This window comes from Pseudomonas sp. DW-iso3 (genome assembly GCF_058725305.1).
Window position 1 is genome coordinate 199,943 of the sequence record NZ_JBZXDZ010000002.1, and the last position, 13,949, is coordinate 213,891.

The 13,949-nt window shown below is 62.1% G+C and carries 9 protein-coding genes and 1 pseudogene; 4 read left to right on the top strand and 6 right to left on the bottom strand.

Annotated features, from left to right (window positions below; translation table 11 throughout):
* Positions 1-12: 12 nt before the first annotated feature.
* Positions 13-1,305: a PQQ-dependent sugar dehydrogenase gene (locus AC4PS7_RS06620; protein ID WP_010210134.1), complete on the bottom strand. Its 1,293-nt coding sequence runs from the start codon at positions 1,303-1,305 to the stop codon at positions 13-15.
* The gene (locus AC4PS7_RS06625; protein WP_044287268.1) at positions 1,302-1,715 is read right to left on the bottom strand and encodes a DUF2231 domain-containing protein; all 414 of its coding nucleotides are present in this window, start codon (positions 1,713-1,715) and stop codon (positions 1,302-1,304) included. The genes AC4PS7_RS06620 and AC4PS7_RS06625 overlap by 4 nt, the downstream gene beginning before the upstream one ends.
* A gap of 172 nt (positions 1,716-1,887) precedes the next feature.
* Between AC4PS7_RS06625 and AC4PS7_RS06630 the strand changes: the two genes are divergently transcribed.
* Positions 1,888-2,919, top strand: a complete 1,032-nt coding sequence (locus AC4PS7_RS06630) for a UV damage endonuclease UvsE (RefSeq protein ID WP_042572270.1) — start codon at positions 1,888-1,890, stop codon at positions 2,917-2,919.
* A 103-nt stretch (positions 2,920-3,022) separates the two neighbouring features.
* On the top strand, positions 3,023-3,799 hold the full coding sequence (locus tag AC4PS7_RS06635; protein ID WP_252959490.1) for a nucleotidyltransferase domain-containing protein: 777 nt from the start codon (positions 3,023-3,025) through the stop codon (positions 3,797-3,799).
* 40 nt (positions 3,800-3,839) lie between these two features.
* Here the strand turns inward: AC4PS7_RS06635 and AC4PS7_RS06640 are convergent, their stop codons facing one another.
* The 3 genes and pseudogenes from AC4PS7_RS06640 to AC4PS7_RS06650 all read right to left on the bottom strand — a co-directional run bounded on the left by AC4PS7_RS06640 (position 3,840) and on the right by AC4PS7_RS06650 (position 9,903).
* The gene (locus AC4PS7_RS06640; RefSeq protein ID WP_492179350.1) at positions 3,840-4,607 is read right to left on the bottom strand and encodes a methyl-accepting chemotaxis protein; all 768 of its coding nucleotides are present in this window, start codon (positions 4,605-4,607) and stop codon (positions 3,840-3,842) included.
* 87 nt (positions 4,608-4,694) lie between these two features.
* Positions 4,695-5,789 (bottom strand): annotated as a pseudogene (locus AC4PS7_RS06645) (cache domain-containing protein); the annotation flags it as partial.
* Positions 5,790-5,928: 139 nt separating this feature from the next.
* On the bottom strand, positions 5,929-9,903 hold the full coding sequence (locus AC4PS7_RS06650; protein ID WP_492179241.1) for a bifunctional nitrate reductase/sulfite reductase flavoprotein subunit alpha: 3,975 nt from the start codon (positions 9,901-9,903) through the stop codon (positions 5,929-5,931).
* A gap of 576 nt (positions 9,904-10,479) precedes the next feature.
* On the opposite strand from AC4PS7_RS06650, the gene nirB reads away from it, so the two are divergent.
* Both nirB and nirD read left to right on the top strand, forming a co-directional pair.
* Complete coding sequence (gene nirB, locus AC4PS7_RS06655; protein ID WP_457244280.1) at positions 10,480-13,020, top strand: nitrite reductase large subunit NirB; 2,541 nt, start codon at positions 10,480-10,482, stop codon at positions 13,018-13,020.
* Entirely contained in the window at positions 13,020-13,382 is a 363-nt protein-coding gene (gene nirD / locus AC4PS7_RS06660) for a nitrite reductase small subunit NirD (RefSeq protein ID WP_010210145.1), read from the top strand. Before nirB ends, nirD begins: the two co-directional genes overlap by 1 nt.
* Before the next feature lie 52 nt (positions 13,383-13,434).
* Here nirD and AC4PS7_RS06665 read toward each other — a convergent pair whose 3' ends face one another.
* Positions 13,435-13,848 (bottom strand): MarR family winged helix-turn-helix transcriptional regulator, encoded by a 414-nt coding sequence (locus tag AC4PS7_RS06665; RefSeq protein WP_021493010.1) that lies wholly within the window; start codon positions 13,846-13,848, stop codon positions 13,435-13,437.
* Positions 13,849-13,949: the final 101 nt, after the last annotated feature.

A 13,949-nucleotide genomic window follows, 5' to 3' on the forward strand; every position in this document is an offset into this window, starting at 1 on the left:
CAAACGGTTTGCTTAGCGGTTACGTGTCACCCGCCAAATGGTATTGGCCAAGTCATCGGCGATGATCAGCGCACCTTTCGGATCCACCGTCACGCCGACCGGGCGCCCACGGGTCTTGCCGTCGTCGCCGCGAAAGCCGGTGGCGAAGTCGATCGGCTCGCCGGACGGTTTGCCGTTGCTGAACGGCACGAAGATCACTTTGTAGCCCACCGGGTTGTCGCGGTTCCAACTGCCGTGTTCACCGACGAATACGCCGTCTGCAAACTGCTCGCCCATTTCGGGGATAGAGAAGTCCACGCCAAGGGCTGCCACGTGGGAGCCCAGGCTGTAATCCGGCTTGATCGCGGCGGCAACCTTGGCCGGGTTCTGTGGCTGGGCGCGCGGGTCGACATTCTGGCCCCAGTAGCTGTACGGCCAGCCGTAGAACGCGCCTTCACGCACGGAGGTCAGGTAGTCTGGCACCAGGTCGGGGCCCAGTTCGTCGCGTTCGTTCACAACGGTCCACAGTTGACCGGTGTCAGGCTGCAGGGTCAGCGCCGTCGGGTTGCGCAGGCCCGTTGCATAAGGCTTGTGCGCGCCGGTCGCGGCGTCGATCTGCCAGACCATCGCGCGATCGATCTCCACTTCCATGCCACGTTCGGTGATGTTGCTGTTGGAGCCGATACCCACGTAGAGCTGGCTGCCGTCAGCACTCACCGCCAGGGACTTGGTCCAGTGGTGGTTGATCTGCGCCGGCAGGTCGGTGACCTTGGTGGGTGGGCCAGCGGCCTTGGTCTGGCCGTCGGCGTAGTCGAAACTCACCAGTGCATCCTGGTTGGCCACGTAGAGCTTGCCGTTGGCAAATGCCAGGCCGTATGGCGCGTTGAGGTTTTCGGCGAACACGGTCTTGAGTTCATAGGTGCCGTCTCCATCGGCGTCACGCAGCAACGTCAGGCGGTTGCCGCTCTTGACCTTGGTGTTGCCTTCGGCCTTGATCAGGCTGGCGATCACATCCTTGGGCTTGAGCTTGGCCGCGCTGCCGCCACGGCCTTCGGCAACGAGGATGTCGCCGTTGGGCAGCACCAGGGTCTGGCGCGGGATGGCCAGGTCAGTGGCGATGGCGGTGACGCTGTAGCCTTGCGGCACCTTGGGTTTCTGTTCGCCCCAGGGGGCCGGCTCGGCAATCTTCATGCTGGGTAGCAGGCTGCTTTGCTGTTCCGGCAACTTGGGATCGGGGCCACGGGCCTGGGTCTTGTCGCCTTCACCACCACATGCGGTCAGCAGCAGCGCAGCGCTTAATAGGGTCAGGGTGCTGGACGTTTTCATTTAACACCTCCCGAGCGCAGGCCGGTCCAGGTGGCCGCCAACGTCAGCAGCAAGACAATCGCCGACAGGATCAGGCCGCCGGGCATCGAGGCGTAGGCGTCCTTGGCGTGTTGGAAGGCATTGACCAGGCCGAGTATCCAGGTGACCAGCAGCAACAGGACATATCGTGTGGGTTGCCCGGCCTTGCGTTCGGCACGGAGCAGGTTGACCAGCGCAAACAAAAACGCAAAGCCTGCGAATACCAGTGCACCGGCAATCAGCCAGGCCGAGAAGTTGGCCCATTGAATCTGGTAGGTCTGGGTGTAAGCAATGTCGCTGAGCAAGGCACCGAGAAACAACGGCACGGTGCCGGCGAGCAAGGTCGCATGCAGCGGCCCGGGTGCGTATCGGTAGGCGGGAAGGGTAGTCATAGGGGGGCGGCTCCTTGTTGTACAACGCCCCTGGACGGGGCAGCGCATAAGAAGTGAACGCAGCGTGTGTGAGAAAGTTCAGCGTGAAACGTTTCGAAATAGTGGGAACCCTCTAGGGCGGCGCCGGCCTAACGCCGTATCATTCCATTCTTTGCTTTCGCCAGGCGCCTCCATGACCCACCCCCGCATCGGCTTTGCGTGCCAGTACCGACATCCCGAGCGCCTGCTGTCCGCCAGTGCCTTGAAGTTGATCGAAGGCCCCTTCAACCCGCGCACCACCACGTTGCGCTGGATGGACAGCGTCACGCCGCAAGTGGCCCGCGACAAGCTGGTGGAAGTGGTCACTCACAACCTGGCCGCCCAATTGCGCTTGCTGGCCTATGTCGCCGAACTGCCGCCGACCTTGCGCATGCTGCGCCTGAGCAGCGATTTGCTGCCGTTTTACAGCCACCCAAAAGTCGCCGCCGTGTACACAGACCCGGCCATCGAGCGTCAATTGGAGGAAGGCTTCGCGGCCATTGGCGAGCTGGCGCGTGCGTCGGATATCCGCCTGTCGTTCCACCCCGGCCAGTACTGCGTGCTCGGTTCGGAGAACCCCGGTGTGGTGGAAAACAGCCTGGCCGAGTTTGAATACCACGCCGACATGATCCGCATGATGGGCTACGGCCGGCGCTTCCAGGACCTCAAATGCAACGTGCATATCGCCGGTCGCCTGGGTGTGGAAGGCACCCGCGCGGTGTGGGCGCGGCTGTCGGAAGTGGCGCGCAACTGCATCACCTTCGAGAACGACGAAAAAACCTATGGCCTCGACCATTGCCTGCAAGTTGCCGACCTGGCGCCGGTGGTGCTGGATATCCATCATTGCTGGATCAATGAAAACGAGTACATCGACCCGCACTCGGAACGGGTCGCCCGCGTGATTGAAAGCTGGCGCGGCGTGCGCCCTACCATGCATTACTCTCAGCCCCAGGAAGTCTTGCAGGCGCTCGGTTTCGACGCCGAGCACAAACTGGAAATGGATGCGCTGTTGAAGGTGGTCGCCAAGCGCGACCTATACGCCCACAGCGCGCAAATGTGGAACCGCTGGACCAACGACTACGCGCTGCAGTTTTTCGATCGCTTCGACATCATGCTGGAGTCCAAGGACAAGAATGTGGCAGCGTGGGCGTTTTATGAGCATTTCAAGCGACGTTCAGTTCAGTGAGGGAGCCTGCAACCATGCCAACCCTGCAGCTATTGTGCGGCAAGATCGCCTCGGGCCAATCAACGTTCGCGTGGGAGGAGGGGGGGATTGAGGTGCTTCGTTCGTGAGTGCAACGCATTTTAACGGCGTCGACGCCGAAGGTTTTGTCCTCACAATCCCAGAAACGCCCGTGCAGAGCGAGTTTCAGTCATTGCTTGAAGATGCCTGCACCACGCTCTCGCACGAAGAGCTAGGAGTGGAGGGCATCTACCTCTATGGCAGTGTGGCGCGCGGTGATGCCGTCCCTGGTGTTTCCGATCTTGATCTCACGCTGGTGCTGCGCCAGCCGCCGACTTCACAGGTACTGGAACGGTTGGAAGCAATCCGGCGCGACCTGGAGCGCCGGCATTCGCAAGTCACCAAGGTCGATTTCGATATTGGCAGCCGTGGGGAAGTAGTGGCGGCCGAAAACCTGAACAGCTGGGGATTCTGGCTCAAGCACCATTGCCGATGCGTGTGGGGGGAGGACCTTGCGCTGCACGTTGAGCGGTTTCGGCCTTCCGTGGAAATTGCCTTGGCCATGAACGGTGACTTCGAAAAGGTTTTGACCGACTACCTCACACGCATCGCAGGCGCCGACAGCGAATTGGAGCGGCTTCGCTGGCAGCGTGAGGCGTCACGCAAGTTGATCAGGGCGACCCATGTATTCCGTTCGCCCGATGCGGCTACGTGGCCGCAGACACTCGAAGAGCACGTTGCGCTGTTCGTCCAGGTGCATCCGACGATGATGATTCAGGTGGCGTTCTTCCTGTTTGAAGCCCGCAACCCTAGTGCCGATGGTGAAAAATTCTCAGCCCGACTTCAGGCCTTTCTGAGCTGGATGGTTTCACAGCGAGCGTAGTGCTACGGGTGCTCGCCGGTATAACCAAACCACACGGGTCCTACGACTCGAACCGTCCCACCAGCCCATTCAACTCATCCGAGAGGTTGGACAACCGTCCCGAATCGTCCTGCGCCGAGTTGGCCAGGCTTTCCACCAGGCGGGCCTCGTCGTAGATCTGCTGGATGTGCCGATTGATCTCTTCCGCCACGCTGTGTTGTTCCTCGGCGGCGGCGGAGATCTGCAGGTTCTGGTCGCGGATTTCGTTGACCGACGTCTGGATGCCTTCAAAGCTGTCCCGCGCGCTTTCGATGGACGACACGCTGGCCCGCGACAGGTCCAGGCAACTGCCCATCTTTTGCGTGACTTCCTGGGTCTTGTTTTCCAGGGTGCCGAGCAGTTGTTCGATTTCGCCGGTGGAGTCGGAGGTGCGTTTGGCCAGGGCGCGTACTTCGTCGGCCACCACCGCAAAACCACGGCCCTGATCACCGGCACGGGCGGCCTCGATAGCCGCGTTGAGCGCCAGCAGGTTGGTCTGTTCGGCAATCGCACGGATGGTGCCGAGGATCTGGTTGATGCTGCGGCTGCCGGCTTCCAGTTCGACCATGGCCTGGGATGATTCCGTCAGGCGGCGCCCCAGGCGGTTGACGTTATCGGTGGTGACTTCGATCTGCTGCTTGCCCTCGGCCACGCGACGGTGCCCGTTCTCGGCGGATTCCGCCGCGCCGCTGCAGGACCGTGCGACTTCGTTGGCAGTGGCGACCATCTCGTTGAACGCAGTGGATACAAGCTCGACCGCCTCACGCTGGCGTCCGGCCGCCTCATTCATATTGTGCGCCACCTCACTGTTGACCTTGGAGGCGTTCTGCAAATTGGCCGAGGCCGCGCCGATGTGTTGGATCAGTTGACGGATCGCCGCGAGAAACTTGTTGAACCAGCCTGCGAGTTCGGCGGTTTCATCCTTGCCCTGGACCTGCAGTTCGTGGCGCAAGTCGCCTTCACCCTGGGCAATGGACTGCAACCCGGTGCTGACCTGCCCGATAGGCTTGACGATGACCTTGGAGAAGGCCGCCGCGATCAGTCCGAAGATCAGCACCAGCACACCGACAATAAGGGCGGTGAGGTAGGTCATGCGTGTGGCTTCGGCCATGACTTCACGGTGTTCGATCAGCCCGATATAACGCCAGCCCAGACCGGGGGACGTCCACACGTTGGCCATGTAGTGCACGCCGTCGATCACCACGTCAGTGGAGCCCTGTGGTGTCTCGGCCAACTGTGCATAGGCCGCGCCCAGGCCCTTGAGCGGCTTGAAATTGTGCGCGGCGTTGCGCGGGTCCACCAGCACCACGCCGTCTTCGACCAGCATCACGTAGCCGCTTTCGCCCAACTTGATGCTCTTGACCAGTTCGGTGAGGTTTTTCAGCGAGACGCTGACCACGAATACGCCCTTGGCCTTGCCGTTTTCCAGCAGGGCGCGCGCGGTGCCCACCAGGGCGACGTCGTCTTTGTCGTAGTAATACGCGGGGGTGCGCACGGTCTTGCCGGGGCTGGCCATGGCTGCTTTGTACCAGGGCCGGGTGCGCGGGTCGTACTTGGCCAGTTGCGGGTCATCCGGCCATTTGGCGTAGGTGCCGTCTTCCAGGCCGATGGACAGGATCGCTGCTGCTGGGTGTGTGGCGCCATAGCGCGCGAAGCGCTCGATCACCGTTTGCGCTTCGGCGGGCATGGGCTGGCTGGCCGCGTCCGCGGGCTGATAGTTCTTCAGTGTGTTGACGGAGGTGTATACAGAATCGGTGGCCATCTGATCGACGTTCTGCAGCGTGCCGTCGAAGAATTGGCGGATGTTGCCATCGATCTGGCGGATTTCCCGGGTGCTGCCGTCGATGAACTGATCCACCGCTTCGGTTCGTGCGTTCATGACTGAAATCACGGCCACCAGGCTTACCGGAATGAAAGCAACCGAGACAAAGGCGAGTACCAGCTTATTTTTTATTTTCATCGAGACGACCATCAGCGTGAAGGGCGGCCAAATCGTCGCGCGCCTGTATCAGGTTTGCGGCGATTTGCTATCACTGCTGTTTCGGCCCGTAGCCGGTAAATCTTTAGGGTTTTTTGTACACAATACAAAGTGCTTATTGTTCTGTATCCAATCAGTACACATCACGCAAATAACGCTTCTGCTCACTCAGCTGACGCCAGTAATCCACGGCACCCTCAACGCCAAGCCCGCCGTGGGTTTGCGCGACGTGGCGCAGGGCCTGGTCGACATCTTTCGCCATATGGCTGGCATCGCCGCAGATGTACAGCTTGGCGCCATCCTGCAACCAGCGCCACAGCTCGGCACCCTGTTCGCGGATGCGGTCCTGCACGTAGACCTTTTGCGCCTGGTCGCGGGAAAACGCCAGGCTCAAATGGCTGAGCAGGCCGTCGCGTTGCATGCCTTGCAGTTCATCCTGGTAGTAGAAATCACTGGCCGCGTGCTGTTCGCCGAAAAACAACCAGTTGCGACCCTGATGACCCAGCGCGCGACGCTCCTGCAAGAACGCACGGAATGGGGCGATTCCTGTACCGGGGCCAATCATGATCATCGGCACGTCGCCGTCAGTGGGTGTGCGGAAGTGTTTGGAGGGCTGCACGAACAGCGGCACTTCGCCGTCGCCGACACGGTCGGCCAGGAAGGTCGAGGACACGCCCTTACGCTTGCCATATCGCACGGCAGCCACGGTGAGGTGCACTTCATGGGGGTGGGCCTTGGCGCTTGATGCGATTGAATACAGGCGCGGTTGCAGGCGTTTGAGCGTGCCCAGCAGCTCATCCGCCGAACACTCGATGGGGTATTCCTGTAGCACATCCGCCAGTTGCCGGCCCCACAGCCAGTCATTCAGTTCGGCCTTATGCTCGGGGTTGAGCAAGTGCTTGAGGCCAGGGTTGGCGCTGCGCTCGGCGATGAAGGCGAGGGTGTCGCTGCTGGGCCGGGCGATTTCGAAGTGCTGAGTGAGGGCCTGTTGCAGGGGCACGTCGCCGAACGTGTCGACGTTCACGCAGGTACTGGCCTTCAAGCGGGTGAGGTCGAGCAGTTCGTTGACCAGTTCGGGGCAGTTGCGTGGCCGTACGCCCAGCGCATCACCGGCTTCATAAGTCAGCCCGGAGTCGGCTAGGTCCAGGGCGAACTGGCGGGTTTCCTTGTGGGCGCTCAGCGGGTTGAGCTGGCGGTTAAGCAGCAGGCGTGAACCATACAGCTTGGTTTTACCCGCGGGTGTGGCGAGTGCGACGGGTTTTGCCGGGGCGAGGGTTTGCTGGAAGCGCACTAGCCAGGCATCGGCCAGCGCTTCAAATTCGGTATCGCAGTCGACGCGTTCCAGCAGGCGGGTGGCGCCCAGTTCCAGCAGGCGTTGGTCGAGTTGTTTGCCGTGGTTGCAGAACTGGTCGTAATTCGGATCGCCCAGGGCCAGCACCGCGAAGCGCAGCGACTCCAGGCGCGTCTCGGCGGTGCTGAGGCTGTGCCAGAAACCTTCACCGTTGTCCGGTGGGTCGCCGTCGCCAAAGGTGCTGCTGATCAACGCCAGGGTGTGGGTGCTCGCCAGTTTGCTCGCCGGGAAGTCCGACATCGCGCTCAGTTCCACGCTGATACCCGCGTCGCGCAGGCGCTTGGCAAAACGTTCGGCCAAGGCCTCGGCGTTGCCGGTTTGCGAGGCCCACAACAAGGTGACGGCCGGGGAGGGGGTTGCGAGGGATTCTGTAGGGCTGAACAGTGCGCCGAGCAAGCCGTTCAGCCACAGCCGCGAGGCATCCGCCAATGGCGCATTCGTGGGCATGGTCGGGATGCCGACGGCCTGGCGTGCGGCGTTGGCTTGCAGGCCGCTGAGGAAGCCAGCGAGGTAGGTGCGCTCACTGTCGCTCAGTGGCGGCGCAGACAGGTGGCGGATGCCGGCGATTTCGGCGAAGGCGTCGAGGCGCGACATGGCGGTGTCCTCAGCTACAGGGGAAGGGCGGTCGAGGGACTGCAGGCCGATCAGCTCAACGCGGGCCAGGGCGACGGCGCAGCATTTGAACTCCGGTTGCAAGGAGATCGGGTCGACGGCGTCGTTGGTCACCGCGTTGATCGCCAGGTTGTCGCCGAACACATCGTTCCAATGGAAGGGCGCAAAGCAGTTGCCTGGCCGCACGCGGTCGGTGATCACGGCGGGCAGCACCGCGTGGCCGCGGCGGGAACGTATTTCAACCCGGTCCTTGTCTTTGACGCCCAGGCGGGCGGCGTCTTCGGCGTGCAATTCGACGAAGGGGCCGGGGTTGAGTTTGTTCAGGGTGGCGACCTTGCCGGTCTTGGTCAGGGTGTGCCATTGGTGCTGCACACGGCCGGTATTGAGCACAAAGGGGAACGCCTCATCGGGCAGTTCCGCCGGCGGCATATGAGGTCGGGCGAGGAACTGGGCTTTGCCGTTGTCGGTGGCGAAGGTGACGGGGCCTTTGTCCACGTAGCGGATCGGGTTGCGGTCCGCTGCAGCGTCCGATGCGCAGGGCCATTGCAGCGGCTTCTCACGCAGGCGCGGGTAACTCGCGCCGCGAATGTCGTAGCCGGTCTTGGGGTTCCAGGCGCGTTTGATTTCCTCAAACACCTCGGACGCCGAGGCGTAAGTGAAGGCCTCGGCAAAACCCATCTCACTGGCGACCCTGGCGATGATCTGCCAGTCGGGCAAGGTTTCGCCGGGAGCGTCGACGGCCTTTTGCATCAATGTCAGGTTGCGCTCGGAGTTGATCATCACCCCTTCGGCCTCGGCCCAAAGCGCGCCGGGCAACAGGATATCGGCGTAGCGGTTGGTCTCTGTGTCGAGAAAGGCGTCCTGGGTGATCACCAGCTCGGCGGTTTGCAGGCCCTTGATGACGGTTTGCCGATTGGGCACGCTGGCGACCGGGTTGGTGCAGATGATCCAGCAGGCCTTGATCTGCCCGGCGGCCATCTGTTCGAACATCGCCACGGTGCCCGCTCCGGCCTGGCGCGGCAGGCTGTCAGGGGGGATCTGCCACAAGTCCTCGATAAAGGCGCGGTCGGCCTCGACCAGCACCGAACGTTGCCCCGGTAACCCAGGGCCCATGTAGCCCATTTCGCGCCCGCCCATGGCGTTGGGTTGACCGGTGAGGGAAAACGGCCCGCTGCCTGGTCGGCAAATGGCGCCGGTGGCCAGGTGCAGGTTGCACAGGGCGTTGGTGTTCCAGGTGCCGTGGGTGCTCTGGTTGAGGCCCATGGTCCAGCAGCTCATCCACTTCGCGGCCTGGCCGATCCAGTCGGCGGCTTGGCGGATATCTGCTTCGGCCAGGCCGGTGATCACGGCGACGTGCTCTGGCGAATAGTCCTCCAGGAACGCGGGCATCGCCTCCCAGCCGTCGGTGAAGGCGGCGATAAAGGCAGGGTCGGTGTGGCCGTTTTTCACCAGCAGATGCAGCAAGCCATTGAGCAGCGCAAGGTCGGTGCCGGGTTTGATCGGCAGGAACAGGTTGGCCTTGTCCGCCGTGGCATTGCGCCGTGGGTCGACTACGATCAGCTTCGCCCCGGCCTTGACCCGGTCCATCATGCGCAGGAACAGGATGGGGTGACAGTCAGCCATGTTTGCGCCGATCACGAAGAACAGGTCGGCCCGATCGAAATCTTCATAGGACCCCGGCGGGCCGTCGGCGCCGAGGGAGAGTTTGTAGCCACTGCCGGCGCTGGCCATGCACAGCCGAGAGTTGGACTCGATGTGGTGGGTGCGTACGAAGCCCTTGGCCAATTTGTTGATCAGGTACTGGGCTTCCAGCGACATCTGCCCTGACACATAGAACGCCAATGCCTGCGGCCCGTGCGTGTCGAGGGTGTGGCGCAGGCGGCGCGCGGTTTCGCTGATGGCTTTGTCTATACCGATGCGCACCGGGTCATGCTCCCGGGCCTGGCGGACATATGCGTTTTCCATGCGGCCGGAGTCGGCGATGGCTTGCCCGCAGGTGGTGCCCTTGGTGCACAGACGGCCGAAGTTGGTGGGGTGGGCCGTGTCTCCGATCACCTTGACCACTTTATTGTTTTCTACCTGCATGACGATGCCGCAGCCCACGCCACAATAGGGACACACACTGCGTATGCTCTGATTGGCCATCTAAAACCTGCGTAAACAAAAAAGGCGCCTTGCAACCCTCCGTTGAGAACGGGGATTACACGGCGCCTTTGTCGTGAGAGGGCAGTCAGCGTTGACTGCTTGGTTGGGGTGTCCCTAGCAAGTCACGCGCCAGGTTGTCCAAGGCGCGGTTTGTTGAGGAACGCGGCCTGTCGTGATGAGCGGGCCTGCCCCGCACCGGGCTGCGCAGCAACTCTCCTGAGACCGAGGCGCGGGGCAAGTCCGCTCACCCCAGAAAACGGTTCGGCAGAGGATGGGGTGTGCACATTTATGAAGCGGGGCGCACCAGTTGGAGGCGCCGCGGGCGGTGTTTTAGCGTGGGTTGTCGACGCCAGCGGCGTTGCAGCGGGGTATCCGACGGCTTGGCACAGACCCTGCAAGCTCCCCCTCAACCCACTTCGGTCAACGACGATCGACACCAGGGGCAATAGCGGAGAATCCGGCGCAGTCGCCTGATCCGAACCCGCATAAGAACAGGCAAAGACGCCTGGAACCGCAAGGTTTCAGGCGTTTTTTTTTGCTTTTTTAAACCGTGATGAGCTTTGTCGGGTGCTTTATATGAACAATCTCAAAACCTTGATCGTCGTCGGCAATGGCATGGTCGGCCACCACTGTGTGGCGCAATTGATCGAGCGCGGCGCACTGGATCACTACCGTTTGCATGTGTTCAGCGAGGAGCCGATGCGCGCCTATGACCGGGTGCATCTGTCCGAATATTTCAGCGGGCGCGACGCCGAGTCGTTGGCCTTGTCCGACGCCTCGTTGTACCAGACGCCGGGTGTAACCCTGCATCTCGGCGTGCCGGTGTTGGAGATTGACCGCGCCCGCTGCGAGGTGATTACCGCTGACGGCTGCGTCGCCTATGACAAGCTGGTGCTGGCCACCGGCTCCTATCCGTTCGTGCCACCTATCGACGGCGCCGAAGGTGATTCACGACTGGTGTATCGCACCCTTGAAGACTTGGACGCGATCCGCAAGGCCGCTGCCAATGCGCGGCGCGGCGTGGTGGTGGGCGGAGGACTGCTGGGCCTGGAAGCTGCCAACGCGCTGAAAAGCCTGGGCCTTGAAGCCCATGTGGTGGAGTTCGCGCCGCGCTTGATGCCGGTGCAACTCGACGACTTTGGCGGCCTGGCGCTCAAGGCGCAGATCGAGCGGTTGGGCGTGGGGGTGCATTTGTCGCGCGCCACCCAATCCATCAGTGCGGGCGAGCACTACCGTTACCGCATGAATTTTGCCAATGACGAGTTCCTCGAAACCGACCTGATCGTGTTCTCCGCGGGCATCCGCGCCCAGGACGCGTTGGCGCGGAAGGCAGGCCTGGACATCGGCCCGCGCGGCGGCGTGGTAATCAATGATGAGTGCCTGAGTTGCGACCCGAACATCTACGCAATCGGTGAGTGCGCCTCTTGGAACGGTAGCCTGTTCGGCCTGGTCGCACCGGGCTACCAGATGGCCCGAGGCGTCGCTGCGCTGCTCTGCGAGCAGACCGCCGAGCCGTTTGTGGGCGCCGACATGTCGACCAAACTCAAGTTGCTCGGCGTGGACGTGGGCTCTATCGGCGACGCCCATGCCCACACCCCCGGCGCCCGCAGCTATCAGTTCATCGACGAAGCCAGCGCCAGCTATCGACGCCTGGTGGTGGATGCCTCGGGCAAGCAGGTGATCGGCGCCGTATTGGTGGGCGACAACAGCTACTACGACACCCTGCTGCAATACATGCAGAACGGCATCGCACTGCCATCCGAACCGGCCAGCCTGATCCTGCCATCCTCCGCCGGCGCGCCGACCCTGGGCCCTGGCGCGTTGCCGGAATCGGCCACCGTGTGCTCTTGCCATAACGTGACCAAAGGCGCGATCTGCTCGGCCATCGACAGCGGCTGCAGCGACCTCGGCCTGCTCAAATCCCAGACAAAAGCCTGCACCGGTTGCGGTGGCTGCGCCGGGTTGCTCAAGCAAGTGTTCGAGCATGAGCTGATTGCGCGTGGGGTCAGCGTCGACAAGAGCCTGTGCGAACATTTCGCCTATACCCGGCAGGAGTTGTACGCCCTGGTGCGCGTGGAAGGCATCATTACCTTCGACGAACTGCTGGCCAAACACGGCCGTGGCCATACCGGTTGCGACGTGTGCAAACCGGCGGTGGGTTCGATCCTGGCCTCGTGCTGGAACCAGCCGATCATGGATGCGTCCCTGGTGCCGTTGCAGGATACCAACGACACGTTCATGGCCAACATGCAGAAGAACGGCACCTACTCGGTGGTGCCGCGTATTCCGGGCGGCGAGATCACCGCGGATAAACTCATTGTGATCGGCGAAGTGGCGAAGAAATACGACCTCTATACCAAGATCACCGGCGGCCAGCGTATCGACCTGTTTGGGGCGCAACTGCACGAACTGCCGGATATCTGGAGCGAACTGATCGCCGCCGGGTTTGAAACCGGGCATGCCTACGGCAAATCCACGCGCACGGTAAAGTCCTGCGTGGGCAGCACCTGGTGCCGCTACGGCGTGCAGGACAGTGTGAAAATGGCGCTGCAGATCGAAGACCGCTACAAGGGCCTGCGCTCGCCGCACAAACTCAAGTTCGCGGTGTCCGGGTGTACCCGCGAGTGCGCGGAGGCCCAGAGCAAGGACGTCGGCGTAATCGCCACCGAGAAGGGCTGGAACCTCTACATCGCCGGCAACGGTGGCATGCGCCCGCGTCATGCGGAACTGTTCGCCACCGACCTGGACGACGCCACGCTGATCCAATACATCGACCGTTTCATGATGTTTTACATCCGCACCGCCGACAAGCTGCAACGCACCTCGGTATGGCGCGAAAGCCTGGAAGGCGGCCTGGATTTCCTCAAGGATGTGATCCTGCACGACAGCCTGGGCCTGGGTGCCGAGCTGGAAGCGCAGATGCAACAAGTCGTCGACCGTTACGAATGCGAGTGGGCCAACGCCCTCGCAGACCCGGAAAAACTCAAGCGCTTCCGCACCTTCGTCAACGACAAACGCCCCGACCCGGACATCCACTTCGTCCAGGAACGCGGTCAGCGTCGGCCGATCATGGCGGCCGAACTCAACCTGATTCCCGTCACCGAGGAGATTGCCTGATGAGTCAGCTCAATACCCAACGCAACCTGGCCACCTGGAAACGTGTGTGCAGCGAGTCCGACCTGGTGAGCAATTCCGGCGTGGTGGTGTGGTTGGACGGCGCGCAAGTGGCGCTGTTCTACCTGCCGGGCGCGCAGGACCAGACCTTGTACGCGATTGACAACCATGACCCGGAATCCGGTGCCAATGTTATCGGACGTGGCTTGATCGGCAGTATCAAGGGCGACCTGGTGGTGGCGGCGCCGATCTATAAGCAGCATTACCGCTTGGAAGATGGGCAATGCCTGGAGGCACCGGACCAGCGCCTGCGGGTGTGGCCGGTGCGGTTGAACGGTGGGGGGGTGGAACTGGCACTGGATTGACGCAGTGTGGCGAGCGGGCTTGCCCCGCTTGCCACAGGAAACGTAGATGGCCCTAGGCGATGCCCTCCGTCGCACGCACTGAATCGGCCTTGATGTCCTCTGCAAACTTGCGCATCAACCGCACCAGGTTGTCGAAATCACCTTCCTCCCAAGTGGAGAAGATCGACACACCGATCCTCTCCCGCGCGTCATCGACACGGTCAGTCATGGCCTTGCCTTTATCGGTAATCACCGACTCTCGCACGCGGCGATCAATTGCGCTTGCCTGGCGCAACACCAGGCCCAAGCTTTCCAGCTTGGTCACCTGCCGGCTCACCGTGGTGTAGTCGCGGCCTACGCGGTCGGCCAGTTCGACCACACCAATCGGACCCAGCCGCTCTACCAGCACCAGCAATGGAAACAGGGCGCGGTCCAGGGAAATCCCAGCTTCGCGGACCATCGCCTCGTCGCGTTGCGGGCGGTTCATCACCCCCACGATCTCAACTAATGAGCCATGCAGGTCACGCAGTTGGGCAGATATATGTGCGTTTTGCACATATTTTATTGACACAGTGTTGGCCTCTCTTA

Excerpts from the sequence above, each read along its gene's own strand:
- AC4PS7_RS06630 (WP_042572270.1), top strand. The coding sequence starts at position 1,888 with ATGACCCACCCCCGCATCGGCTTTGCGTGCCAGTACCGACATCCCGAG.
- AC4PS7_RS06625 (WP_044287268.1), bottom strand. The coding sequence starts at position 1,715 with ATGACTACCCTTCCCGCCTACCGATACGCACCCGGGCCGCTGCATGCG.
- AC4PS7_RS06620 (WP_010210134.1), bottom strand. The coding sequence starts at position 1,305 with ATGAAAACGTCCAGCACCCTGACCCTATTAAGCGCTGCGCTGCTGCTG.
- nirB (WP_457244280.1), top strand. The coding sequence starts at position 10,480 with ATGAACAATCTCAAAACCTTGATCGTCGTCGGCAATGGCATGGTCGGC.
- AC4PS7_RS06640 (WP_492179350.1), bottom strand. The coding sequence starts at position 4,607 with ATGAATGAGGCGGCCGGACGCCAGCGTGAGGCGGTCGAGCTTGTATCC.
- nirD (WP_010210145.1), top strand. The coding sequence starts at position 13,020 with ATGAGTCAGCTCAATACCCAACGCAACCTGGCCACCTGGAAACGTGTG.
- AC4PS7_RS06665 (WP_021493010.1), bottom strand. The coding sequence starts at position 13,848 with ATGAACCGCCCGCAACGCGACGAGGCGATGGTCCGCGAAGCTGGGATT.
- AC4PS7_RS06650 (WP_492179241.1), bottom strand. The coding sequence starts at position 9,903 with ATGGCCAATCAGAGCATACGCAGTGTGTGTCCCTATTGTGGCGTGGGC.